Origin of the sequence: Staphylococcus sp. SB1-57 (assembly GCF_017086425.1) — a bacterium.
GTDB lineage: Bacteria > Bacillota > Bacilli > Staphylococcales > Staphylococcaceae > Staphylococcus > Staphylococcus warneri_A.
In genome coordinates, this window is sequence record NZ_CP070964.1 from 2,331,461 (window position 1) to 2,356,338 (window position 24,878).

The following is a 24,878-nucleotide window of genomic DNA, read 5'->3' on the forward strand; positions in this document are numbered from 1 at the left end:
CCCGTCAAATTATTACTTATCTTGGTCTTCACGGATAACGATGTAACGAATGATATCGTCATTGATTTTAGCTAAACGTTGGAATTCGTCAGTAGCTTTGTTGTTATCTGATTTGATACGTACGATGTTATAGAAACCTTCTTTGAAATCATTGATTTCATAAGCTAGGCGACGTTTACCCCAGTCTTTTTCTTCTAAAACTTCTGATCCTTCTGAAGCTAAGATACCGTTAAAGCGTTCAACAACTGCTTTTTTCGCATCTTCTTCAATGTTTGGACGTACGATGTACATAATTTCATATGTTCTCATTGTATATTTGCACCTCCTTGTGGTCTATACGGCTTATCATCATTTTGTGATAAGCAAGGAATAATTTTCATTACTCACAATCAAGAATTATAGCACAGAGTATTACTTTTTACAATCATATTTAAAATTATAATAAACGAAATGACAAACATATAGGCACTATGTCTTCTTTTTGATATTTACTCGATAGAGCATCTAATTTTAATATAATTTTTTCAACCAATTTTTATAAAAATCAATGTGAATATACATAATAAAATCGTTCTTTATATTGTGTAAGTCGTATCATTGTAAATAAAAATTAATTGTAATAACATCATCATTGCGTTTTCAATTTAATTGCGTTTAATTTTTTATAAATAAAGGAGAACTTTTATGTTAAAGAAACTATCTTACTCGATGTTTGCTGCAACAATGTTAACTACGATTTCAGGCATTAATTTATCATATGCAGATGAAAATTCAAATAATACAAACGATACTCAAAGTAAAAAAGGTACAATGGGCTACGGCTATCAACAATATATGAAAAAGCATCCTGAAAAAGCTAAAAACGATACTCAAAATCGATCTACTTTTTCAACTAAATCGCGCACTGCAACAACTAATAGTGGTGAACGTGTACTTGATATTTCCGAATGGCAAGGTAACTTAACCGATGCTCAAGTAAAACAACTTAAGAAAAATTATGATTTTATCATTATTCGTGGACAATATGGTTCTGAATATGTCGATAAATGTTTAGAACACAATTCTGCCTTGTTAGATAAAAACAATATGAAATTCGGTGTTTATTCATATAGTATGTACGAAAATGCTGACGATGCTCGTTATGAAGCGAGAATGTTATACAATCGTGCGCCAAAAGCAGAATTTTATATCAACGATTATGAACAACAAACGGTTACTTCTGGCGATGCGAACACTGCTACAGTAGCTTGGGCTGATCAAATGAAAAAACTAGCTGGTAATAAGAAAGTATTATTCTATTCATACGAAAACTTTATGGTTAATAATGTGGCTAACGCAGTGAGTTCATATGACGGTTATTGGTTAGCTTCATATCAAGCTCAAGAGCCAACTCGAGAAAAAGTGTTATGGCAATATACAGATAGTTTCTATTCATCAGAACTTAATCAAAATGTAGATGCTAACTATGTTGATTCAAATGTAAGCACAAACTGGTTTACATCATAAAAGTATCAAAACACTTCACAAACGCGAACGTTTGTTCTATAATAGTGGTGAGGTGTTTAACATGAACTTAAATTTAGATTGGAATAAAGACTTTCAAGAGTTTCAAGATATTTTAAATTGTGGTTTGCACCCTGAATGGTTATACAATGCCAAAGCTAATATGATTTTAGTACCTGCTTATACTGGTGAAGGCAAACAATTTTTTAGAACTACAGATATTCTTAAAGCAAGTGAGGTTATTCCTTTCTTTTAATATAATAATGTTGTATTTAAGCAATGTAGTCTTGTCACTTAGTAACTCCGACCATGTACTACATTGCTTTTTCTATCTTAATCTGCAATTTCTCCCATAAAAAAACTACTCTAGTTAATCTAGAGTAGTTAAAATCTAATTAATGATTGATACTGTTGATTATAATTAAACATTAAATCTAAAATGAACAATATCTCCATCTTGCATGATGTAGTCTTTACCTTCTAAACGTTGTCTACCTGCTTCTTTAGCACCATTTTCGCCACCATGTTCAACATAATCACTATAACTTGTAACCTCTGCACGGATAAAACCACGTTCAAAGTCTGTGTGGATAATTCCAGCACATTGTGGTGCTGTCATACCTTGTACGAATGTCCAAGCACGTACCTCTTGTACACCAGCAGTAAAGTATGTTGATAAACCTAATAAATCATATGTTGTACGAATCAAACGATCTAAACCTGGTTCTTCAATTCCTAAGTCTTCTAGGAACATTTCTTTATCTTCATCGTCTAATGTTGCAATTTCTTCTTCTATTTTTGCACTGATGACAATAACTTCAGAGTCTTCTTGAGCAGCATAGTCACGAATTGCTTTCACTTTATCGTTTTCTTCATCGCCAATTTCGTCTTCACCAACATTAGCAATATATAACATTTTTTTAGATGTTAACAATTGTGCTTGGTTAACCCATTTTTGATCTTCATCATTAAATTCGATACTACGTACGGGTTTACCTTCTTCCAATGTTTCTTTAATTTTAGATAAAATGCGTAATTCCATTTCAGCAGTTTTATCTTTTTGGCGAGCCATTTTTTCAATCTTAGGCAAACGTTTTTCTACTGATTCTAAATCGGCTAATACTAACTCCATATTAATAACTTCAATATCATCTAGAGGATTAACTCGACCAGACACATGCGTTACATTTTCGTCATCAAATGCACGAACAACTTGGCAAATAGCATCAACTTCTCGAATATGTGATAAGAATTTATTACCTAAACCTTCACCTTTTGATGCACCTTTAACAATACCTGCAATATCAGTAAATTCGAATGTTGTTGGAATCGTCTTTTTGGGTTGAACCATTTCTTCTAGTTTTAACAAACGTGAATCCGGTACTTCTACGATTCCTACGTTTGGATCGATTGTTGCGAATGGGTAGTTAGCTGCTAAAGCCCCCGCTTTAGTAATTGCATTAAAAAGTGTAGACTTCCCTACGTTTGGTAAACCTACAATACCTGCTGTTAAAGCCATTAATCATTCTCCTAACTTTCTGTATCTTCATTGGATACTAAAATTTTCTTTAATTTTTTATTAAACGTCTGACGTGGAATCATAATACTACGTTGACAATTTTCACATTTAATTCTAATGTCAGCGCCCATTCTTATGATTTTAAAACGATTTGTCCCACATGCATGTTGTTTTTTCATTTCTACTATATCATTTATTCCGTAATTTGACGTCATGAAATTACCTCCAATGATAATTAGCCACGTTTTTGCTCTTCATATGGAGCAAAAATGGGTTTAGGCATTTTAATATTTTCTCTAACAAATAATCGTTGCACTTCTTTTCTAATAATTCTACCACCAGCTGCACCTTCTCCAGGTATTGTTTCTGCAGAGATTCTGATAGTCACCTTATTATTATCAATAGAATCAATACCTTCTACAACAGGGTCACTCACAAATAAGTAGTATTTACTTCTAAGTGATGTGAATAATTTATTCAATTCTTTCTCAACATGATCTAAATTCTCTTCTATTGAGACCGGTATCGCTACAATCGAAGTTCCGTTAGTAATTGAGAAGTTAGTAATTTCACCCATACTACCGTTTGGAAGAATCGTTAATTCCCCTGAGATAGTATTAATACGTGTTGATCTCAGTCCAATTGATTTAACAGTTCCTTCAGCAACTGTCGTACCACCGCTATTAATTTTAACATAGTCGCCTACATCAAATTGATTTTCGAATATGATAAAGAATCCAGTAATGATATCTTTAACAATTGTTTGTGCACCGAAACCTACGGCTAAACCAACTACACCAGCACTCGCTATTATACCTTCTACGCTAATTCCAAATTTACTTAAGATGGTCGTAATAACGATAAACCAGACAATATACTTAACTACATTTTGTACAAGTGAAATTAATGTTTTAGAACGCTTTTTATTCCCTTTTCTACTCTTATTTTGAATTTTAAACGCTTGTTCAATCACTTTATTTAAAATGCTTATGACTATAATCGCTGCAACAATATAAATCAAAATCATGATAATCTTGATCGCCAACGTTTCATAAGTTTCAACTTTTGTAAGTGGCTCAATTAACGAAGAAAGGATATGTTTGACTTGATTCATTATGCATTTACCTCCTCACTTTAAACTTTTCATAATTAAATCATTATATCTTAAAACCACTTATATTAAATCAGTCTTCAGATTTAAAAACTGCTTTCTATAGTAAGCAGCGTTTATTTTTAATATGTTTCTATGTGACTTCTACACTTATATCTCATAATTTTGATTTAGTTTTTTTATTAATGACTTAAATTCTTCTTCTGATTTGAATTCAAAAGCAATTTTACCAATATTTTTATGTGTTGATATATCTACTTTAGAACCATATTGTTCTTTAAGTTGTCTTTCTTGCTTTTGAATAAATTTGGGTTTATTTAACGATTGTTCATCAACCGAAGTCTTTGGAGAAGTTTTGCTTACATAATCATTGATATAGCTCTCTAAATATCTTACACTCCACGATTCTTTCACAGCTTTTTTCGCTATTGATTTCATTTTCTGTGGAGATTTTAAACCTAGTAATGTGCGACCATGTGCACCTGAAAGATCACCATCACGTACCATTTTAGCAACGTCTGAAGGTAATTTTAATAAACGTAACATATTAGCAATATAAGGACGTGATTTAGAAAGTCTTTCAGCAACTTCTTGTTGTGTTATATTCAAATCTTCCATTAGCTTTTTATAACTTTCTGCTTCTTCTATAGCATTCAAATCTTCACGTTGTAAATTCTCTATAATGGCTAATTCCATCATATCTTCATCAGATAATTCTTTAATGATTGCAGGAATTTCAGTTAAACCTGCTTTTTGGGAGGCTCTAAAACGTCGTTCTCCTACAACAATATAATAACCTTGAACAGTTTTTCTTACTACAATCGGCTGCAATATGCCATGTTGTTTAATTGATTGTGCCAAATCATTTAGTCTATATTCATCAAATGTTTTTCTCGGTTGATAAGGATTAGCTTTAATTAAGGCTAACGAAACGGAATGTACTTGTTCATCTTTGTTTAATTGCAATCTTTGATCTTCTCGATGAGCCATTTTTTCACATCTTTCTCTAAAAATTAATACCGTGATATAAATATAATTTGTATCTCTATTTTATTTTAAAAATTTGACCCTTTTTTCACAAGTAGAAATCACAAGTTACGACAATTTCTTCAAAAATATTATTTTAAGATAACGCTATGATTTCAACGATTCGACAAATCTGAATTGTAAGTTTAATCTAAATTTTCAGAAAAGTTGTTGACAAATGATTCTTCTATCTGTAAGCTATGTATTAACAATTAAAAACGAAACATTTTACACACTATAAAAAGGAAAGTAAAACTTACACTGCTTATACAGAGAATCTTCGTAGCTGAGAGAAGATATTGTAAGAAAGTTTGAAAATGGCCTTGGAGTGTTGATGCCAATATGAGGTGTCAACGGGTTCGCCCGTTATAGCGATACAGTATTAACATTTTGTTAAATGGCGTACTGGAATTAAAGACGCACATTTTATCGTTAATACTCATTTCTTCAATCTCTGAATGGATGAGTTTTTTTATGAACGATATTTTTGTGATTTCTTCATTTTTATCAGTGCCTATTACCAAAATGGTGTACTGATAGAGGTTACTTTAGTAATAAAGTAACAAACAAAGGTGGTACCACGAAATCAAAGCTTTCGTCCTTTACATCCGAAAGAATCGGGTTTAAAGGACGGAAGCTTTTTTTAATTTTAAGGAGGGTCTAGTAATGAAGGATACAGAATTAGCACAAATTTCTTTGACTAAAGATCATACAGGAGCTATTGCCAATCCAATATATTTATCAACTGCATATCAACATCCTCAACTAGGTCAGTCAACATGTTATGACTATACACGAACGAAGAATCCAACAAGGACAGCTTTTGAAGAATCATTCGCCAAACTAGAGAAAGGTGTAGCATCATTTGCAACTTCAAGTGGCATGGCTGCAATTCAACTTGTATGTAACCTTTTTAAACCTGGTGATGAAGTATTAGTTGCATTTGATTTATACGGTGGCACATTTAGACTATTTGATTTTTACGAACAGCAATACGGTGTGACATTTAAGTACGTAGATTTCCTAAACTATGAAGAAGTTGAAAATCAAATTACATCACAAACAAAAGCACTATTCATCGAACCCATTTCTAATCCACAAATGATTGATATCGATGTTACACCTTATTATGTGCTCAGTAAAAAACATGATTTATTAACTATTATTGATAACACATTTTTAACACCATATCTTTCAACACCATTAGAAGAAGGTGCCGACATTGTTTTACATTCGGCTACAAAATATATCGGTGGTCATAATGATGTGCTAGCAGGTGTTGTTACAGTCAAAGACGACAAGTTAGCTGAAGAATTGGGACAATTCCACAATATGATAGGCGCTACGCTATCACCGTTGGATAGCTATTTACTACAAAGAGGTCTAAAAACTTTGCATTTACGAATCGATCGTTCACAAGAAAATGCTCAAAAATTAGCAGTTAAATGCCAAGATTTAGATGCAATTGACGAGGTCTTATATAGCGGTAGAACTGGCATGTTAAGTTTACGACTCAACAAGGCATATAGCGTTCCTAAATTTTTGGAAAATTTAGAAACTTGTATATTTGCAGAGAGTTTAGGTGGTACAGAAACGTTTATTACATTCCCTTACACACAGACTCACGTGGATATGCCCGATGAAGAGAAAGACAAACGAGGTATCGATGAGTTTTTAATTCGCTTATCAATCGGAATCGAAAATTATTCTGATATTGAAGCAGACATTATCCAAGCATTAACGCATTCAAAAGTAGGAGTGATTTCATGAATTTATCAATAGATACTGAAGTAATTTTCGACGAACGTCGAGGAAAGGATTATATCTCAGCCAATCCACCTTTTTATGATTCATCAACATTTCATCAAGACCAACTTGGTGGTAGTCCACTTTACGATTATGCACGTAGTGGTAATCCAAACAGAGCGATTTTAGAAGAAAAATTAGCTCATCTAGAGAAAGGTAAATATGGGTTTGCATTTGCATCAGGCATTGCAGCTATTTCTGCAGTTTTACTTACATTGAAATCCGGAGACCATGTCATATTACCTGATGATGTTTATGGTGGTACATTCCGATTAACTGAAGATATTTTAAAAAGATTCAATATTGAATTTACAACTGTAGACGCGACTCAAGCAGAAAATATTAACAATGCAATTCAAACTAATACGAAACTTATATATGTAGAGACACCTTCTAATCCGTGTTTTAAAGTGACCGATATTCAAGCAGTTGCAGAGATTGCGCAAGCCAACCAATTGTTATTAGCTGTAGATAATACCTTTATGACGCCATTAGGACAATCACCTTTAGCACTTGGTGCAGACATTGTTATTCACAGTGCAACTAAATTTTTAGGTGGACATAGTGACCTACTAGCAGGCGCAGTCATTACAAATCGCGAAGATGTGGCGGATGCGTTATATCTTATTCAAAACGGTACTGGTAACGCCCTATCTACTTATGATAGTTGGGCATTAGCTAAACATCTTAAGACTTTCCCTATTAGATTCAAACAATCTGTAGCAAATGCTGAAAAGCTTGTTTCATTCTTAAGTCAAAGAGATGAAATCGCAGAAGTGTATTACCCAGGAAATAACAAAACACACCTTAAACAAGCTAAAACAGGTGGTGCTGTCATTGGTTTCAGACTAAAAGATGAAACAAAGGCACAAGCGTTTGTAGATGCGTTAACTATTCCATTGGTTTCAGTAAGTTTAGGTGGTGTAGAAACCATTCTATCTCATCCTGCAACGATGTCACATGCAGCGATTCCAGAAGATATTAGAAATGCGCGTGGTATTACCTTCGGATTATTCCGATTAAGTGTAGGATTAGAAAATCCTGACGAACTTATTGCGGACATCAACTATGCTTTAAAGGAGGCATTTAATGAGTCAATTCCTGAACAAATTACAGAACAACGTTTTAGTAGCTGATGGCGCAATTGGAACCATTTTTTATTCAGAAGGCCTAGATACATGCCCAGAAGCTTATAACTTAACTCATCCGGAAAAGGTCGAACGTATCCATCGATCATACATTGATGCCGGTGCTGACGTTATACAAACGAATACGTACGGTGCCAATTTTGAAAAGTTAAAAGCCTTCGGTTTAGAACATAAGGTCAAAGAAATTCATAAAGCAGCTGTTCAAATTGCTAAAAAAGCTGCCAATGAAGATACTTTCATTTTAGGAACGGTTGGAGGCTTTAGAGGTGTTAAACAAGATGACCTAAGCCTTTCAACTATCCAATATCATACTGAGCATCAAATAGATACTTTAGTTGATGAAGGTGTAGATGCTTTATTGTTTGAAACCTATTATGACTTAGAAGAATTAAAAGGTATCGTTGTATCAACTAAAAGAAAACATCACATTCCCATAATCGCTCAATTAACCGCTTCTAACACAAATTATCTTGTAGACGGTACACCCATCAATGATGCATTAAAGCAATTAGTTGAATATGGTGCAGATATTGTAGGACTTAATTGTCATCATGGCCCACATCATATGCAACGTTCATTTTCACATATCGAGTTACCAGATAAAGCATTTCTATCCTGTTATCCAAATGCAAGTTTGTTAGATATTGAAAATAGCGAATTCAAATATAGTGATAACGCACAATATTTTGGTGATGTGGCACAAGAGTTAATCAACGAAGGTGTGAGATTGATTGGTGGTTGTTGTGGTACTACGCCAGAACATATTCGATACATTAAAACATCTGTAAAGAATTTAAGACCTGTTGTCCATAAAAACGTCATACCAATTAATAAAAAAGTAAATCGTACAAAAGACCTGAATTCCAAACAATCATTGACTTCCAAAGTCAAACAAGGCCCTACTGTCATTGTAGAACTAGACACACCTAAACATTTAGATACTGATCAGTTTTTCAACAATATTGGCAAGCTTGATGATGCAGATATCGATGCAGTGACATTAGCAGATAATTCCTTAGCAACTGTTCGCGTAAGTAACATTGCTGCAGCAAGTATTATCAAACAACGATTTAATATTGAACCCCTCGTTCATATTACCTGTCGTGATAGAAATCTCATAGGTCTACAATCTCACCTATTAGGTCTCTCACTCATTGGTGTTAATGAAATTTTAGCCATTACAGGTGACCCATCAAAAGTAGGTCATTTGCCTGGCGCAACCAATGTTTATGATGTTAATTCTAAAGGATTAACCGAAATTGCACTTCGCTTTAATCAAGGTATCAACACAGACGGTGATGCGCTGAAGAAACATACGAACTTTAACATCGCTGGTGCATTTGATCCTAATGTAAGAAAACTCGATGGTGCAGTCAAACGTCTTGAGAAGAAAGTAGCAAGTGGCATGAGTTATTTCATCACTCAACCTGTATATAGTAAAGAAAAAATTAAGCAGGTGTATGAAGCAACAAAACACTTAAATACACCTTTCTTCATAGGTATTATGCCCATCGCAAGTTATAACAATGCACTATTTTTACACAATGAAGTACCTGGCATCAAAATGTCGGAAGAGGTACTCAATCAATTCAAAGCAGTTAAAGATGATAAAGAAAAAACTAAAGAACTTAGTCTTAGACTTTCAAAGGAACTCATCGATACGGTGCATGAATACTTTAATGGATTATACATTATTACACCTTTCCAAAAAGTCGATTATTCACTAGAACTTGCAGCGTATTCAAAATCTATTACCACTCATAAGGAGGCAATATTATGACAACAATTAAAACTTCAAACTTAGGATTCCCAAGATTAGGTAGAAAAAGAGAATGGAAAAAGGCAATTGAGAGCTACTGGGCTCAAAAAATTGATAAAAATGAACTAGATCAAACACTTACTGACTTACACAAAGAAAACCTTTTACTACAAAAGAATTACAATCTAGACAGCGTTCCAGTAGGTGACTTCTCTTTATACGACCATATCTTAGATACATCACTACTATTCAATATTATTCCTGAACGTTTCCAAGGACGAGAAGTGAATGATGACTTGTTATTTGATATTGCACGTGGTAATAAGCAACACGTCGCAAGTGCATTAATCAAATGGTTTAATACAAACTACCACTATATCGTGCCAGAATGGGATAATGTAGAACCTAAATTAAATCGTAATGTGTTATTAGACCGCTTTAAGTATGCACAATCTATTAATGTCAATGCACATCCAGTCATTGTAGGCCCTATTACCTTCGTTAAATTATCAAAAGGTGGTAACCTATCGTTCGAAGAAAAAGTAAAAACATTATTGCCATTATATAAAGAAGTATTACAATCACTTGTTGATGCAGGTGCAGAATATATTCAAATTGATGAGCCCGTGTTAGTTACGGACGAAAGTAAAAATTATGAAAATATTACTAAAGAAACTTATGAAGAATTAACTAATACTGGATTAGGCAAACATTTAGTGATTCAAACTTATTTCGAACGCGTAAATCTTAAATTCTTAAGCTCATTACCAGTCGTCGGCTTAGGATTAGACTTCGTTCATGATCATGGCTACAACTTAGAGCAAGTTAAAGCTGGTGATTTTGATTCAAGCAAAACATTATACGCAGGTATTATCGATGGACGTAATGTTTGGGCTGCTGATATTGAAGCTAAAAAGTCATTGATTGAAACTTTACAACAATATGCTCAAGATATTGTAATTCAACCTTCTTCATCTTTACTACATGTGCCTGTATCATTAGATGACGAAACGTTAGATGAATCTATCGCTGAAGGTTTAAGCTTTGCTACTGAAAAATTAGACGAGTTAGATGCTTTACGCCGTCTTTTCAATAATAACGATAGTACGAAATATGACAACTTAAAATCTCGCTATGAACGATTCCAAAGTCAATCATTCAAAAACTTAGACTATGATTTTGATAGTGTCCGTACACACCGTCAATCACCATTCTCTGAGCGCAAACAAGCACAATACCATAGATTAAATTTACCGGATTTACCGACTACAACGATTGGTTCATTCCCTCAAACGAGAGAAGTTAGAAAATATCGTGCAGATTGGAAGAACCAACGTATTTCTGATGAAGCTTATAAAGAATTCTTAGAAAACGAAATTGCACGTTGGATTAAAATTCAAGAAGAGATTGGACTTGATGTGCTCGTACATGGTGAATTCGAACGAAATGACATGGTTGAATTCTTTGGAGAAAAACTACAAGGATTCCTAGTTACTAAGTTTGGTTGGGTTCAATCATATGGTTCTCGTGCAGTAAAACCACCAGTTATTTATGGGGATGTTAAATGGACTGAACCATTAACAGTTAAGGAAACTGTCTACGCACAAAGTTTAACTGACAAACCAGTTAAAGGTATGCTAACTGGTCCTGTCACAATTCTTAACTGGTCATTTGAACGCGTTGATATTCCACGTACAACTGTACAAGATCAAATCGCGTTAGCAATTAATGCAGAAGTGCTAGCATTAGAAGAAAATGGTATTAAAGTCATTCAAGTAGATGAGCCAGCACTTCGTGAAGGATTACCACTACGTTCTGAGTACCATGAACAATATCTAAAAGATGCAGTTCATTCATTTAAATTAGCAACATCATCAGTCAAAGATGAAACACAAATTCATACGCATATGTGTTATTCTCAATTTGGTCAAATCATCCATGCGATTCACGATTTAGATGCAGATGTTATTTCAATTGAAACATCTCGTAGCCATGGTGACTTGATTAAAGACTTTGAAGATATTAACTATGACTTAGGTATCGGATTAGGGGTATATGATATCCATAGCCCTCGTATCCCTACAGAAGATGAAATTACTACTGCAATTAATCGTTCTTTACAACAAATTGATCGTTCATTATTCTGGGTGAATCCGGACTGTGGATTAAAAACACGTAAAGAAGATGAAGTTAAAGAAGCATTAACTGTATTAGTTAACGCTGTTAGAAAGAAACGCGAAGAAAATAATGCTACAACAGCATAAAATAAATTGAGGATGATGCTTATGTCAAACTATCCTTTATGGGATCAATTAAATCAGTTAAAAGAATCTAAATGGGTCGATTTAACACATACTTTCGACCCTGATATTCCAAGATTCAGTGATTTTGAAAAAGGTGAAGTATCTACGTTATTCACAGTTCAAGAACATGGTTTTTATGTTCAACGATGGAATATCGTCACACAATATGGTACGCATATCGATGCCCCTATTCATTTCGTTGAAAATCAGAGATACCTTGAAGAATTAGATTTAAAGGAATTGGTGCTACCACTGATTGTTTTAGACTTTTCACAAGAAGTTGCTCAAAACTCAGACTTTATTGTTACACGTGAGCACCTAGAACAATGGGAATCAAAAAATGGAACGATCGAACCTGGCACATTTGTAGCTTTACGTACAGATTGGTCAAAACGTTGGCCGGACATTGAATCATTTGAAAACAAAGACGTTGAAGGTCAACAACACCTACCTGGTTGGGGATTAGATGCATTAAAGTTTTTAATTGAAGAACGTCATATCAAATCTATCGGTCATGAAACATTTGATACCGATGCATCTGTAGACATTGCAAAGAATGGTGATATCGTTGGTGAACGTTATGTCTTAGGCCAAGATACATTCCAAGTCGAACTGTTAACAAACCTAGATCAACTACCTACCCGAGGTGCGGTTATCTATGCAATAAGTCCTAAGCCTAAAGATGCACCTGGTTTCCCAGTTCGAGCATTTGCAATTAAACCTTAATTTATTAAAAGGACATATGCATAGTGTTGATATTAAAATAAATTCGACATGACTCATTCATCTTAATATAGACAAAAGTATTCTAATATATAAATAACTGCAACGGCAGCAACTTGTTTTGAATTACAAGCTTGCCGTTGCAGTTTTTATTTCTCATTTTCTTTAAAAAATTTACTTATACTAAATAGAATAAAAATGGTTACGAAGCCGCTTATAACCATAAGTAACAAAGTAATACCTCCTATAAAAAATTAATCATTTTTCAATGAAGTAGTATCTACTTTAGTTACATTTCCATTTTCATCTAATAATGGTGTAATACCACCACCTGTACTCACCCAAGTAGCAAGATATTGAATGCCTGTTTCTTTATCAGTCAATACATAACAACGCATATTAGAGTCTTTTGAGACCTTTTCTACATCAAAGCGATCATCTGATTTCTTATTATTAAACATGTACAAAGCCCTCCTTAATCATTCTCTAATTATTTATTTCACTTAACTATTATCTGAAACATCTTATTATTCAATCATCATTTTCAATTTCTTTTATTGTGAATATTAATAATAATAGAGTGGTAAATTTATTATATGGGGGTGGCGCATATGAGTTCTAACAATATAAATGACAAAAAGACAAATAGTACAAAAATATCCCGTTACTTAAAATTGGTTAGTATAGCGCTAATCATAATTGGCGTGCTCATTTTTATTCTTCGTATTATATTAGATAGTATTTATGGAGGATCCCACTTAAAATCAGTAGATAATATTTTTATCCTTATTGGTCTATTACTCTCCGTGGGGGCATATACCATTGAGAAAAATTGGAAAGAAGTTACTTTCACTAGCATTTTTTTCATCATCTTCATACTACTCACATTCTTTTAAATCAAACGGCACTCTTTGATGAGTGCTTTTTTACTTTTCAAATCAGAATATCGGCTCATTATCGTGGTTTTATAATACATCATCCTCCTACATTTATTACAATCATTTGTAACGTTCAAGCTAATTCAATAATTACAAAACAAAAAATTAACATAGCAAACATCACTACTTCACGTTTTATTACACTAAGTAATATTGCCAACTCTATTATTACGGTGTTGTTCAGGTGAATTGAATTTCAATTACGAAATCGTAACATTGACCATCATTATCAATTGTTCTGTTAGAGTGTAGCTTATCGTTGTTCGCAACGAAATTTTTAAGTAAAAACGGTAATGTATGCTGCCTTTCGCTACTTTAATCTATGGTAGACATACAACTTTTGGGAGGACATTTTATTATGAAAAAAATCGCTACAATTTCAACTCTAACTGCTGGTATTGGCGTGTCATTATTTGGGATAAATGACAATCATGCAGATGCTGCAGAATATAATCATCATCAAGCACCTCAACAACAATGGCAATTTCACCAACAAAACCCTAGAGGATTTAATGGACAATTTAGCCATCAAGACAACCAAAATTATAATCAAATGAATGGGCAATGGCATCCACAATCTTACCATCAACCTAGCGGGTACAAGCAACCACAATTCAAACAGCAATCATTCAATCATAATAGCAACACAACACATTCCACTTCATCAAATAGCAGTTCATCATCAAGTAGTTCATCTACAACTACATCAACATCAAAACAAACCACATCATCTACATCTGGCAACTTATACACTGCTGGACAATGTACATGGTACGTTTACGATAGAGTCGGAGGCAAAATCAGTACTACTTGGGGCAATGCAAACAATTGGGCAAGTGCAGCACAAGCAGATGGCTATACTGTAAATCACACACCTGAAAAAGGTGCTATTTTACAATCATCAGCGGGTAATTATGGCCATGTTGCTTATGTAGAAAGCGTCAGTAGTGATGGTTCAGTAACCGTTTCAGAAATGAACTATTCGGGAGGACCATTTGTAACAGACACTCGTAACATTTCTGCAAGCCAAGCTAAATCTTATAACTATATTCATTTATCATAATTGAGAGATTAGATATATGGAAACAGCACCTATTATAAAACTGTTAAAAAGAAGAAATAATTAACATTAATTAATACACAAAATGCCCTTACTTTACGAAACAGTAAGGGCATTTTTATAGGGATCTAATTAGTAACTTTTATTAAGTAATCATATTTAATTGTGTTTTAAAAGATTCTTCCCCTTTTCTCGTTACTTTAAGACATCTATTTACTTCCGTTACTTGTAACCAAGACAATTCAATTAACTTTTTAGTTATTTTCAAAGAAATAGGTCCTGCTATATGATATTTTCTTTCAGTCCAATCTAAATGTTTTGGAATAGGCTTAGTATATAAATTCCTTTCTGTTTCAAGACCTAATTGTCCTAACCATACCTTTCCGTTTTCAGTTAATTTATAATAACCTTCACACTCCTCAAGATAATCATTACGTAGCAATGAATCAGTAAATTCAACTCCTACTTTCCCAGCAATATGACCATAACAAGTACGACAATAAGATAACTTCTCTTTTTTTGTTGTTTCTTTTAACGACTTGCTATTCATAGGTGGAGATATCACAGCTAAAGCATTGATAGCATCCACTACTTTATCATTATCAATTTTATAATACCGATGTCGTCCCCACGTATTAACTGAAATTAAATTAGCTTCTACTAATTTTGAAAGATGTTCACTGGCTGTTTGAGGTTTTACACCCGCCAATTTAGCTAATTCTCCAGCTGGAAGTGCTTTACCACTTGATAATTCAATTAGCATAGTTAAACGTGTCTTATGTCCAATAAGGAGAATATTATCAGCAAAATTTTCATACATATAATACACCCTTTCTATTAGTACAACTCAATCATACCGATATAATATTTCGGTGTTCAACGAAATATTATATCGGTATGATTAAATTAGTTAAATAAGGAGGTATGACAGATGTATTCTTCTAAGTATTTCGATCATTTAGTTGTTTTTACAGCAGGAATAGGAATGTTTTTATCTACTCTTGATAGTGGAATTATCAATGTCGCATTACCGACTTTATCAAAATCTTTTAATGTCACTCCTTCTTTTATTACTTGGAGCGTTACACTGTACACTTTATTGTTAACAGGTACAATTATAATATTTGGGAGATTAAGTGATAAATACAGTCGCTTAAATATATATAGTTTGGGATTAACTACTTTTTTAATCGCTTCTATTCTCTGCGGATTTTCAAATAGTATTATGCAATTAATCGTGTTTCGTGGTTTACAAGGTATTGGCGCTGCTATGCTACAAGGAACTGCTACAGCAATTATTACTACAACTATTCCTGAAGATAGACAAGGACCAGCATTAGGGACTCTAAGTATTCTATTAGGTATAGGTCCTGTTTTAGGACCAAGTATCGGAGGTCTTTTAATATCTATAGGTAATTGGCGATGGATATTTTGGATCAATATTCCCTTTATTTTTATAGGATTAATAGGATCTTTGCTTTTAAAAAAATATATTAAAGAGCAAAAAAGTGCATCTATTCATTTAGATATGCGAGGGAACTTTTTACTATTTATATCTATATTTTGTTTATTAATAAGTTTAACGTCTTGGTCTTCCCACTCTATTTTTAATATATCAGTATATGGGAATTTCTTATTATTTATGATTGTTTTTTGTTTATTTATTGTATGGGAGCTAAAAACGAATCATCCTATTATCAATTTACATTTATTTAAAAACTTATCATTTTCAGCTCCTATATTTGCAATATTTGTTTTTGGAGGTACAACATCTTTAGGGTTTATCATTCCTCCCTATGCTTTAGAGAAAGTTAATCATCTTTCATCTTGGCAAATAGGCTTAGTGAATTTGACATCTCCTTTAGGATTAGTAATTATTTCAAAAGTAACTGGTAAATTAATTTATCGTATTGGCAATATTATCTTAATGACTATAGGGTTACTTATTATGATTGTTTCATATACCAACTTAGGATTATTACAATATATGTTAAACCCTATAACAATAAGTCTATTGTTATTACTATATGGTATAGGTGGAGGTTTTTTCTTACCATCTAATACATCAGCAATCATGAAAACTGTGTCACAAGACATTCAAGGTACAGTTGGAGCTACGCAAAGAATGGTTCAAAATATAGGTATTGCTTTTTATACAGCAGTTACTTCGCTATTTATTAGTAATTCTTCAAATTCAGACAAACTCATAAGTGGGACAAGTCATGCTTGGTTATTTGCATCATTATCACTTTTTTTAGCACTAATCCCCTTTTTATTGAGAATATTAAAAAATAAATGAAGTATATTAATTATATATTTGAAAATTACGTGTCTCATTTAAATATAATATAAATGTTATTGTAAAGATAAAAGGAAAAAATTAGATGAATATATCGTGGATATTTTGATGAATTGTAATCTTATTCTGGCTATTATCAATACTAAATTTAGTTGTATATTCTATATTTAATGAATTAATTAGTGAAACATTAAAACAAACTAAAGCATTGATGTGGTTATTGATTGATCAGTTTGCCATAACAGTTTCGATACAACTAATTTGGTTAATTATAAACTTTTTAATTCTAGTCAACCTTGCCAGGGTGGGACAACGAAATAAATTTTATTTCTGTCCCACTCCCATCTTCTAATTCACTATCCAGAAAAATCTCCATAACTTTTTATTCATTAAACTAAATGTTATACATCTGCATACACAATTTCTTTAAAGTTCTCTACGCTATTCAATGCCTTTTCAAGTAAATCTCTTCGAACTAAGGATACGTATATAGAGCAAGCTTCAGCTTGGCAATTATATGAACGTTTCGGATTAAATTCTATATCAGTAAAAGCGTCAAATTTTAATACTTCTTTAGCAAGTTGCTCATTTCGATTTAATACATTAATGTATAGCCAATTGTAAAAAAGTGTCCTAGGTTCTAAAGGAAAATTTTGATTAAAACATGAATATCTAATCATCTCATCATTTTCATTTATCTCTCTCAATTTACGTTTGATTTCACGAATATCAACATTATCTTTAAGCAAATGGGATTGATCACCATTTTTTTTATATACTTTGCTTGTCTGAAATAGTTCTTCTACTGAAAATGTATTTCCTTTCTTTGTTTCAATAGTTAAATTAAATGCACTTGCTTTTACACCAACATCAACTTTTGATTTTGTAGATACTTCTAATATTTTATAGTTAGAAAATCGCTCTAAAAAAGTTTGATGTAAAGATATCATATTTTTTTGTTTTTGTTCTTTCGAAAATCCTGAATGCCACGTAAATTCAACTTTAATTTTTTTATTCTTTTTAGTTTCTTGATCAACAATATATACATATCTATAAGCCATAATCTTCTTTATTTAAAATCCTTTCCTTAGGCGTTTCGCCATTATTTAATAAATCTAGCATACGTTTTTTATCAAATAGGTCTTGAGATACTTTAATAGTTAATTCATTTAAGTCGATATTGCATAATTCTAATCTTAAACATTCTTTTTGGGCTATATTTTTACTTGGAAAAATCAGTCCTTTGATATCAGCTTTATCTATCATTTTGTAAATTAACACTTCAGCTTGTATATTAGTTGGTGTATTATCTGGATAAAATATATTACGTTTGATTTCTTTTTTGCCTGACACCACTGAATCAAATAGCCCCTTAAAAGAATTAACACCTGAATTTATTAAACTACCATTTTTTGTAGCAGCATTAACAGGACAAAACTTACTATTATCATTAATTATGCTCGGATCTATTTCGAGAATTACCCATTCATTAAATATATTTTCTTCGTTTTTAGAAATTGCTGTTGAAAAATATAGACAATTCGGATATTGAACGGATGTACATATAAAATCCTCATGATTATCAAATCTATTCTGGTCTATTTTTTCAAGAAAAGATAAATCAGTTATATATTGATTAGCCACTATTCCATTATTGCTATCTTCTCCGTTCCCTAAAATAAACGGCAAATTTTTAGTTTTAGTAAAGTGACAAAGTCTAGTAATATGACGGTTAGATATAATACTTTGATACATATTCAATTAGTTACTCCCTTCAAAAATATATTGTTTAAATGTTTCCGATGGTAATAACGGAGTCAGTTCACCAGTTGTAGTTATAAACAATTCGTTTCTAGCTCTAGTGACACCTACATATAACTGAGCTAATTCTATTTCCAAAATATCTGCGTCTATATCTTCTAAACCGATATCATCATCAATATCTAACTCTTCATTATAAGATCTCGCTTGACTTAAAAAATTCTCTCTATTCATAAACGGCATTAATACAACATCAAACTCTAGTCCTTTAACTTGCTTATAAGTGCCAAAATACACTTTATTTTTCTGTTTATCATTTGATATTTCATTAAAATTATTTACTTTAATTTGACGACTCTCTAAATATGTTTTTGTATTATTGAATTTTGATGTTGGAACAATAATACCAACACTAACTGATTCATAATGCTTATTTAAATAATCTTTAATATATCTAACTATTGCAGCTAGTTCAGCATTTTCATCTTTATATTTATAAATTTTAGGCACTCGGCCCTTTCTTGCACCTTTAATCGTTTTAGAATACAGTTCATTTGTTTTATCAAAATACTCAGAGTTTACTATTATTTCAGCTAAATCACTAATTTCTTTAGTATTTCTATAATTAAATTCTAATTCAAAATTTTTATATTTATTTAATTCTATTCCTAGAGACTTAAATGAAATTCTTTTTCCAAATACTCCTTGTTTAATATCGCCTAATAGCATTAACGTGCCTTTTTCCTTCAACAATTTATTCATGGTCATTAACATATCAGAGGAAAAATCTTGAAATTCATCAATAACAATATGGTTTAACTTTAGAACATTTTCGATGAATTGATTATCTGGGCAGTTATCGAGTAGATTTCTTATAATGGTACCTATATCATCAAAGTCACAAAAAGCTAAATATTCATCTGATTCTCTTTTTTCTATATATAGTTTATAAACCTCATAAAAATAATGCCTTTTAGCCCTTTCTATTCTAGTTCCTTGTCTACCAATTCTATCTGCTTCATAGTACTCTTCTTCATCTTTAATAGCCATACGTTGTATCCAAGATATTTCATCAAAAAAAACAGTAACCGGTCTTTGTAAAGTTACTTCTTCTGGGTACTTTTTCCTAGTTTCTTCAAGTGCCTTTTCAATAATTTCTGTTTTTAATTTCGAAGAATTATAAAGTCGTACTTTTGTAGTACCATTATCATCTTTAATATACTTAGATAAACCCTCAAGACTGCTACCAAAGTGATTCCATAATTTTTTAAGAACCTTTCTCATAAATTGATGGTATGTATAAACTAATAAATTACTTGGAACTTCTTCATTTCTACTAAAAGCAATTTGTTTTAACTTATTTTGCATATCTACGTTTACAGCTTTATTAAACGTTAATAGTAATGTATTTTCATTTGGATGAACTTTCGCAAGCCAATAAACTCTATATAACGCTAATAAAGATTTACCGCTTCCTGCACTACCTTTGATAAAAAGACTTTGATTATCAGACATATATAGAACTTGAGTTTGAAGTCCTATTAAGTTAGGTAATGTCATAAACCACATCTCCCTTGTTTCAAATTAATAATTATAAAATAAAATGATATAATATATTATGAGTATAACATTTATTTAATAACTATGAATTATTAAGGTGGGATAACATGGAAAATTCATCTAATATAAATTTAATTAATAAATTAAGATCAGAAAATGAAAATCTAAAGAAAGAAAATAATCAATTAAAGAAGAGAATAAATGCCCCTACTAATAGAGGTGAACAAATAACCTCTCAACAGTTAAAAGAGATAATGACCACATTAAAAAACGATTCAATTATTTCTATGTATAGTTTATATGATGATTTAGTTATTTATGATTTAAAATGTAACAAAAATCGTCAAATAGATCATTTGGCTATTACTAATAAAGGTATATTTATGGTAGAAAGTAAATATTGGAAAGGCGATATTTATTATAACTTTAGCGGAGATGACTTGAAGAAATATAATATGTCAGGACTGGAAAAGTATATATACGATGCTGAAAATAAGTCCTATAAAACATTTATTTTAGATAGCGATGATGATGTTCTTCATTTTAATACATATGGTCATCCTTATATCCAGACAATGACTAGCGCAACATTTCTTCAAAAAACACTTAATTTACCATTCATTAATCCAATAGTTTATTTCAACTATCAAGGTGATTATAATGTATATATTGGTAATGAAGATAAATATGTTGGATGTGTCTACAATAAAGAAATGTTACTAGATTTTATAAAAAGTAAAATAAATTCTCCAAAAAACAAGAAAAATATGAATGAAACAATCTTTAATAATTACTGCAAGATCATCGAAAATCATATAAAATAATTATTTTGGATTTTAAGAAAACACTTAATTTGAAGGACCGCTTTTTATGTCCTTTCAAATTAAGTGTAATATCTTATCTTCTAAGAACTCAACCGATGTCTTCCAATTAAGTTGTTTACGAGTATTCGACTTATAAACTTAAAAATCTAGCTCTAAGTATATTTTTCTGAATGTTCAGACAAATATTTGCATCTGTCTCTTGTTATAGATACTCGTTTACCATTGGGTAATTTACAAGTAAATCTACAGTTTTCTGCTTAACAAAGCCAGGTTTCTTTTAGGCCATGCCACAAAGTAAAAAACATTTTTCCGATTTACTAATCTAATGAGACAAGATTTACCAATTCTTCCAATGACAGAAAGAGCTTCTCAATCACCCGAGTTGTATCTCTTTCATAATTACTTGAGGTCGTTCGTGTATTGAATATCTTATTCTAATTTCCCACTATTTCTAGATGATTTTTAATATGCCTAACCTTGTCTCTATGTCTAAGCAATCTGATACACCTACGATTACCATGACTTACTTAAACGGGTTAATCATCTTAAATGAATAGCGTGATAAATCATATTATAACTATTAGATAAGTGAAAACTTTATCATTAAGAAATAATATTCTTTCACACTCTTCTATAGTTATATGTTTATATTAGTTCATAATCATCATCTCCAGTAAGATATTGTTTTCGCAAAGCTTATTTACTAAATTAGTGATTTTAGGACTTATTTTTTGTAATGGTACTTAAATTGTAAATTCATTCCATAAAAAAACCTATGTATACTGAACAGGTATACATAGGCTAAAAAAACAAGATTTTTTACCAAACAAACTATGGTGAGTATAACATCAAAATTATAAAATGTATATACAAATTCATTTTATTCTTAAAATAAATTCGGATTTAAATTTAGTTTTCTGAAATTGAAATTTTCAAACAATATTGTAAAAGTATAACTTACTGAATCATGTTTGTCCAATTTCTGAATCGATATTCTTTTTAAATAAGCTCACACAGTCTATAGATTTAGTTTAATTATTAATAATTTTACTCATTTATTTCTAATTCATAAAAAACGGTTAAGGCTAATCATGCCCTAACCGTTACTTTAGAAATTTACCTTAACCTTTATAATAAGATACTGCTGTCGCAATACCTTGTCCGCCACCAATGCATAATGAAGCGATACCAGATTGCTTTTCTTCGTTTAATTGATGTAACAGTGTCACTAATATACGTGCACCTGAGGCACCTATTGGATGACCTAAAGCAATAGCACCACCCTTAGTATTGACCTTTTCAACAGGTAATTGTAATTCTTGATTTACTGCTAAAGCCTGTGATGCAAATGCTTCATTAAGTTCGAAAACATCGATATCTTCAATAGATTGATTTGTACGTTGTAGTGCTTTTTTCACTGCGTCTACTGGACCAATACCCATAATAGATGGATCCACACCGCTAGTGCCAAAGCCGTCTAAAATAGCGATAGGTTTGATATTTAATTCTTTTGCCTTTTCTTCAGTCATTACTAACATCATTGATGCGCCATCATTAATACCTGATGCATTACCAGCTGTTACTGAGCCATTCTTTTTAAAGGCGGGTCTTAAGTGACTCAATTTATCAGCAGTTGTGCCTTTTCTAATACCTTCGTCTTCTGATACGACAATAGGCTCTCCTTTACGTTGTGGTACCTCGACTGGAACGATTTCCGCATCAAAAGCACCACTATTTTGAGCGGCCTCTGCTTTTTGTTGTGATTGAGCAGCAAATTCATCTTGTGCTTCACGGCTAATACTATATTTTTCGACTAAGTTTTCAGCCGTAATACCCATATGATAATCATTAAATACATCTGTTAATCCATCTGCTACCATACTATCAACTAACGCTTGGTTACCCATTTTAAATCCGAAACGTGCATTCTTCATAAGCATCGGTGATTGTGACATACTTTCCATGCCACCTGCTAATACGACGTCATTGTCACCCGCTAAAATGGATTGATACGCTAATTGAATAGATTTTAATCCTGATCCACAGACTTTATTTACTGTAAACGCTGGAACAGATTCAGGTAAACCACCCTTAATTGATGCTATGCGAGCTGGGTTTTGTCCTTGACCTGCTTGTAAAACGTTACCTAATATCACTTCATTAATTTCATTTGGATCAATTTGAGTTGTTTTTAAAATGTGTTTAATTAAAGTAGCACCTAAATCATAGGCAGGGATATCTTTAAAAGCACCTCCAAACACGCCAATTGGTGTACGATATGCTTCAGCTAATACGATACGAGACATAAGTTAGCTCATCTCCTTTTAAATTATATAAAGATATACTATGTCAATTTCATTAATGAATAAAGCAACTTTTTTCATCACAAAAATGCCTTGTTGATCAATACATTATAATGTCTGGTAATGAAAAATAGTTATTAACACGCTAGTTCACTCATTATTCATATTTTACCAAAATTCTATTCAAATTTACCACAAAGACCCTAACGAGAAACAGTCATAACTAAAAAAACCATATAACGCATAAAGATAACAACTAAGTTATCTTCATGTCTATATGGGGATTTATTTATACTTTAATAACCTATTTCCATATCGTTACTATTACATAATTGACGATAATCGTCATATTGTATGTTTTTACCAATTAACACCAAATATTGCGGGACTTCTTTCTTAAATGCTACTGGCGTTAATTCAAACTGGCCTTGCATATATTGAACTAAATAAGTATGCGGTTGGTCTATGAATTGAATAAATCCTTTCATACGATAAATATTTGACGGTAAGGCGTCTAAATAATCTATAAACAGTAGTTTGGTACATTTGACTGGTACATCGATGTATTGATGATGAATACCTTTATGAAGTGATTGATGGTCTATTTTAGTCTTTGTCATTTGTACATTGTTATCGGTAGTTTTTGTATACTTAGGCAAAGTGATTCGACCGTACATACCTACTTGAATATCTGCTTCTGGATTGATAATTTCTAATTCTTTTAATAATTGGCTAGTAACATCCACATGTGTTAAATCAATTTTATTCACAAATAAGTGAGAACAATGACTCAATTGTTCATAAAACAAACCTTGGATATCTTTTGGATAAGATTTTAACGATTGATACATTTGTGCATCTACAATGCCCAACATATGTTTAATACTAGTAAATGGTGCTAAGATGGGTGTTAAACATGCATCTACAACTGCCAGTGGTTCTGCGATCCCACTGCATTCAATAAATACAATATCAGGTTGATAATCTAAATATAGTTGATGCAATTGATCTGAAACATCTGCTTTCATTGCACAACAAATACAGCCTTCAGTAAGCTCATTTAAAGGAATCTTTTGATCAATTAATTGACCATCCACACTTTGCTTACCAAACTCATTCATAATTACCGCTGGTTGTAACCCTTGTGCCACCGCTTCAGACACGAGATGATTCAATAATGTGGTTTTACCACCACCTAAAAACCCTCCTATGATCACAATATCCATCTTAGCCAC

Annotated in this window: 22 protein-coding genes and 1 other annotated feature; of the genes, 10 read left to right on the forward strand and 12 right to left on the reverse strand. The window is 32.0% G+C overall.

Translation table 11 applies throughout. From position 1 onward, the window contains the following. Nucleotides 1-12: 12 nt before the first annotated feature. Nucleotides 13-309, reverse strand: a complete 297-nt coding sequence (rpsF, locus tag JX000_RS11530; protein ID WP_002451521.1) for a 30S ribosomal protein S6 — start codon at nt 307-309, stop codon at nt 13-15. Nucleotides 310-684: 375 nt separating this feature from the next. Here rpsF and JX000_RS11535 point away from each other — a divergent pair, with 375 nt between their 5' ends. After that, nucleotides 685-1,506 carry a GH25 family lysozyme gene (locus tag JX000_RS11535; protein ID WP_206140728.1) on the forward strand — a complete coding sequence of 274 codons (822 nt, stop codon included), beginning with the start codon at nt 685-687 and terminating at the stop codon, nt 1,504-1,506. Nucleotides 1,507-1,567: 61 nt separating this feature from the next. Then, nucleotides 1,568-1,759, forward strand: a complete 192-nt coding sequence (locus JX000_RS11540) for a hypothetical protein (protein ID WP_002451523.1) — start codon at nt 1,568-1,570, stop codon at nt 1,757-1,759. A gap of 165 nt (nt 1,760-1,924) precedes the next feature. Here JX000_RS11540 and ychF read toward each other — a convergent pair whose 3' ends face one another. From ychF to JX000_RS11560, 4 genes are all read right to left on the reverse strand, one after another. Continuing rightward, complete coding sequence (gene ychF / locus JX000_RS11545) at nt 1,925-3,022, reverse strand: redox-regulated ATPase YchF (RefSeq protein ID WP_002451524.1); 1,098 nt, start codon at nt 3,020-3,022, stop codon at nt 1,925-1,927. An 11-nt stretch (nt 3,023-3,033) separates the two neighbouring features. Continuing rightward, nucleotides 3,034-3,237 (reverse strand): DUF951 domain-containing protein, encoded by a 204-nt coding sequence (locus tag JX000_RS11550; protein ID WP_002451525.1) that lies wholly within the window; start codon nt 3,235-3,237, stop codon nt 3,034-3,036. Between the two features lie 20 nt (nt 3,238-3,257). Next, nucleotides 3,258-4,136, reverse strand: a complete 879-nt coding sequence (locus JX000_RS11555) for a mechanosensitive ion channel family protein (protein WP_002451526.1) — start codon at nt 4,134-4,136, stop codon at nt 3,258-3,260. A gap of 147 nt (nt 4,137-4,283) precedes the next feature. Continuing rightward, the gene (locus JX000_RS11560) at nt 4,284-5,123 is read right to left on the reverse strand and encodes a ParB/RepB/Spo0J family partition protein (protein ID WP_124228213.1); all 840 of its coding nucleotides are present in this window, start codon (nt 5,121-5,123) and stop codon (nt 4,284-4,286) included. Between the two features lie 264 nt (nt 5,124-5,387). Then, nucleotides 5,388-5,765, forward strand: a binding site (T-box leader). Between the two features lie 60 nt (nt 5,766-5,825). Between JX000_RS11560 and JX000_RS11565 the strand changes: the two genes are divergently transcribed. Genes JX000_RS11565 through JX000_RS11585 form a run of 5 tightly spaced genes read left to right on the forward strand, consistent with a single transcriptional unit; the run spans nt 5,826 to nt 12,901 of the window. After that, entirely contained in the window at nt 5,826-6,929 is a 1,104-nt protein-coding gene (locus tag JX000_RS11565; RefSeq protein WP_206140729.1) for a PLP-dependent transferase, read from the forward strand. Next, the gene (metC, locus tag JX000_RS11570; RefSeq protein ID WP_002451529.1) at nt 6,926-8,101 is read left to right on the forward strand and encodes a cystathionine beta-lyase MetC; all 1,176 of its coding nucleotides are present in this window, start codon (nt 6,926-6,928) and stop codon (nt 8,099-8,101) included. The genes JX000_RS11565 and metC overlap by 4 nt, the downstream gene beginning before the upstream one ends. Further along, on the forward strand, nt 8,055-9,893 hold the full coding sequence (locus JX000_RS11575; protein WP_206140730.1) for a bifunctional homocysteine S-methyltransferase/methylenetetrahydrofolate reductase: 1,839 nt from the start codon (nt 8,055-8,057) through the stop codon (nt 9,891-9,893). Before metC ends, JX000_RS11575 begins: the two co-directional genes overlap by 47 nt. Then, entirely contained in the window at nt 9,890-12,136 is a 2,247-nt protein-coding gene (gene metE / locus JX000_RS11580) for a 5-methyltetrahydropteroyltriglutamate--homocysteine S-methyltransferase (protein WP_206140731.1), read from the forward strand. The genes JX000_RS11575 and metE overlap by 4 nt, the downstream gene beginning before the upstream one ends. 21 nt (nt 12,137-12,157) lie before the next feature. Then, complete coding sequence (locus JX000_RS11585) at nt 12,158-12,901, forward strand: cyclase family protein (RefSeq protein WP_049425374.1); 744 nt, start codon at nt 12,158-12,160, stop codon at nt 12,899-12,901. A gap of 251 nt (nt 12,902-13,152) precedes the next feature. Here the strand turns inward: JX000_RS11585 and JX000_RS11590 are convergent, their stop codons facing one another. After that, nucleotides 13,153-13,359, reverse strand: coding sequence for a DUF6440 family protein (locus tag JX000_RS11590; protein ID WP_124228209.1), 207 nt, complete (start codon nt 13,357-13,359; stop codon nt 13,153-13,155). An 835-nt stretch (nt 13,360-14,194) separates the two neighbouring features. Here JX000_RS11590 and JX000_RS11595 point away from each other — a divergent pair. Next, nucleotides 14,195-14,899, forward strand: coding sequence for a CHAP domain-containing protein (locus JX000_RS11595; RefSeq protein ID WP_124228208.1), 705 nt, complete (start codon nt 14,195-14,197; stop codon nt 14,897-14,899). Between the two features lie 142 nt (nt 14,900-15,041). On the opposite strand, the gene JX000_RS11600 is transcribed toward JX000_RS11595, so the two are convergent. Beyond that, nucleotides 15,042-15,716, reverse strand: a complete 675-nt coding sequence (locus JX000_RS11600) for an ArsR/SmtB family transcription factor (RefSeq protein ID WP_145506168.1) — start codon at nt 15,714-15,716, stop codon at nt 15,042-15,044. Nucleotides 15,717-15,827: 111 nt separating this feature from the next. Between JX000_RS11600 and JX000_RS11605 the strand changes: the two genes are divergently transcribed. Next, complete coding sequence (locus JX000_RS11605; protein WP_206140732.1) at nt 15,828-17,195, forward strand: MFS transporter; 1,368 nt, start codon at nt 15,828-15,830, stop codon at nt 17,193-17,195. Nucleotides 17,196-17,596: 401 nt separating this feature from the next. On the opposite strand, the gene JX000_RS11610 is transcribed toward JX000_RS11605, so the two are convergent. The 3 genes from JX000_RS11610 to JX000_RS11620 are packed head-to-tail and all read right to left on the reverse strand — an operon-like array spanning nt 17,597 to nt 20,516. Continuing rightward, a complete protein-coding gene (locus JX000_RS11610) occupies nt 17,597-18,256 on the reverse strand; it encodes a DarT1-associated NADAR antitoxin family protein (protein ID WP_124228205.1) in 660 nt (219 codons plus the stop codon). Then, nucleotides 18,246-18,950: a DarT ssDNA thymidine ADP-ribosyltransferase family protein gene (locus JX000_RS11615; RefSeq protein WP_241005005.1), complete on the reverse strand. Its 705-nt coding sequence runs from the start codon at nt 18,948-18,950 to the stop codon at nt 18,246-18,248. Before JX000_RS11615 ends, JX000_RS11610 begins: the two co-directional genes overlap by 11 nt. Before the next feature lie 6 nt (nt 18,951-18,956). Further along, complete coding sequence (locus JX000_RS11620) at nt 18,957-20,516, reverse strand: UvrD-helicase domain-containing protein (RefSeq protein ID WP_206140734.1); 1,560 nt, start codon at nt 20,514-20,516, stop codon at nt 18,957-18,959. Nucleotides 20,517-20,623: 107 nt separating this feature from the next. Here JX000_RS11620 and JX000_RS11625 point away from each other — a divergent pair, with 107 nt between their 5' ends. After that, entirely contained in the window at nt 20,624-21,340 is a 717-nt protein-coding gene (locus JX000_RS11625; protein ID WP_124228202.1) for a nuclease-related domain-containing protein, read from the forward strand. Nucleotides 21,341-22,461: 1,121 nt separating this feature from the next. Here the strand turns inward: JX000_RS11625 and JX000_RS11630 are convergent. Next, nucleotides 22,462-23,646 carry an acetyl-CoA C-acetyltransferase gene (locus tag JX000_RS11630; RefSeq protein WP_124228201.1) on the reverse strand — a complete coding sequence of 395 codons (1,185 nt, stop codon included), beginning with the start codon at nt 23,644-23,646 and terminating at the stop codon, nt 22,462-22,464. 293 nt (nt 23,647-23,939) lie between these two features. Further along, nucleotides 23,940-24,869 (reverse strand): CobW family GTP-binding protein, encoded by a 930-nt coding sequence (locus tag JX000_RS11635; protein WP_124228200.1) that lies wholly within the window; start codon nt 24,867-24,869, stop codon nt 23,940-23,942. Nucleotides 24,870-24,878 lie beyond the last annotated feature (9 nt).

Bases quoted from the DNA above. Each gene is read 5' to 3' on its own strand.
- rpsF (WP_002451521.1), bottom strand. From the start codon at position 309: ATGAGAACATATGAAATTATGTACATCGTACGTCCAAACATTGAAGAA.
- JX000_RS11535 (WP_206140728.1), top strand. From the start codon at position 685: ATGTTAAAGAAACTATCTTACTCGATGTTTGCTGCAACAATGTTAACT.
- JX000_RS11540 (WP_002451523.1), top strand. From the start codon at position 1,568: ATGAACTTAAATTTAGATTGGAATAAAGACTTTCAAGAGTTTCAAGAT.
- ychF (WP_002451524.1), bottom strand. From the start codon at position 3,022: ATGGCTTTAACAGCAGGTATTGTAGGTTTACCAAACGTAGGGAAGTCT.
- JX000_RS11550 (WP_002451525.1), bottom strand. From the start codon at position 3,237: ATGACGTCAAATTACGGAATAAATGATATAGTAGAAATGAAAAAACAA.
- JX000_RS11555 (WP_002451526.1), bottom strand. From the start codon at position 4,136: ATGAATCAAGTCAAACATATCCTTTCTTCGTTAATTGAGCCACTTACA.
- JX000_RS11560 (WP_124228213.1), bottom strand. From the start codon at position 5,123: ATGGCTCATCGAGAAGATCAAAGATTGCAATTAAACAAAGATGAACAA.
- JX000_RS11565 (WP_206140729.1), top strand. From the start codon at position 5,826: ATGAAGGATACAGAATTAGCACAAATTTCTTTGACTAAAGATCATACA.
- metC (WP_002451529.1), top strand. From the start codon at position 6,926: ATGAATTTATCAATAGATACTGAAGTAATTTTCGACGAACGTCGAGGA.
- JX000_RS11575 (WP_206140730.1), top strand. From the start codon at position 8,055: ATGAGTCAATTCCTGAACAAATTACAGAACAACGTTTTAGTAGCTGAT.
- metE (WP_206140731.1), top strand. From the start codon at position 9,890: ATGACAACAATTAAAACTTCAAACTTAGGATTCCCAAGATTAGGTAGA.
- JX000_RS11585 (WP_049425374.1), top strand. From the start codon at position 12,158: ATGTCAAACTATCCTTTATGGGATCAATTAAATCAGTTAAAAGAATCT.
- JX000_RS11590 (WP_124228209.1), bottom strand. From the start codon at position 13,359: ATGTTTAATAATAAGAAATCAGATGATCGCTTTGATGTAGAAAAGGTC.
- JX000_RS11595 (WP_124228208.1), top strand. From the start codon at position 14,195: ATGAAAAAAATCGCTACAATTTCAACTCTAACTGCTGGTATTGGCGTG.
- JX000_RS11600 (WP_145506168.1), bottom strand. From the start codon at position 15,716: ATGTATGAAAATTTTGCTGATAATATTCTCCTTATTGGACATAAGACA.
- JX000_RS11605 (WP_206140732.1), top strand. From the start codon at position 15,828: ATGTATTCTTCTAAGTATTTCGATCATTTAGTTGTTTTTACAGCAGGA.
- JX000_RS11610 (WP_124228205.1), bottom strand. From the start codon at position 18,256: ATGGCTTATAGATATGTATATATTGTTGATCAAGAAACTAAAAAGAAT.
- JX000_RS11615 (WP_241005005.1), bottom strand. From the start codon at position 18,950: ATGTATCAAAGTATTATATCTAACCGTCATATTACTAGACTTTGTCAC.
- JX000_RS11620 (WP_206140734.1), bottom strand. From the start codon at position 20,516: ATGACATTACCTAACTTAATAGGACTTCAAACTCAAGTTCTATATATG.
- JX000_RS11625 (WP_124228202.1), top strand. From the start codon at position 20,624: ATGGAAAATTCATCTAATATAAATTTAATTAATAAATTAAGATCAGAA.
- JX000_RS11630 (WP_124228201.1), bottom strand. From the start codon at position 23,646: ATGTCTCGTATCGTATTAGCTGAAGCATATCGTACACCAATTGGCGTG.
- JX000_RS11635 (WP_124228200.1), bottom strand. From the start codon at position 24,869: ATGGATATTGTGATCATAGGAGGGTTTTTAGGTGGTGGTAAAACCACA.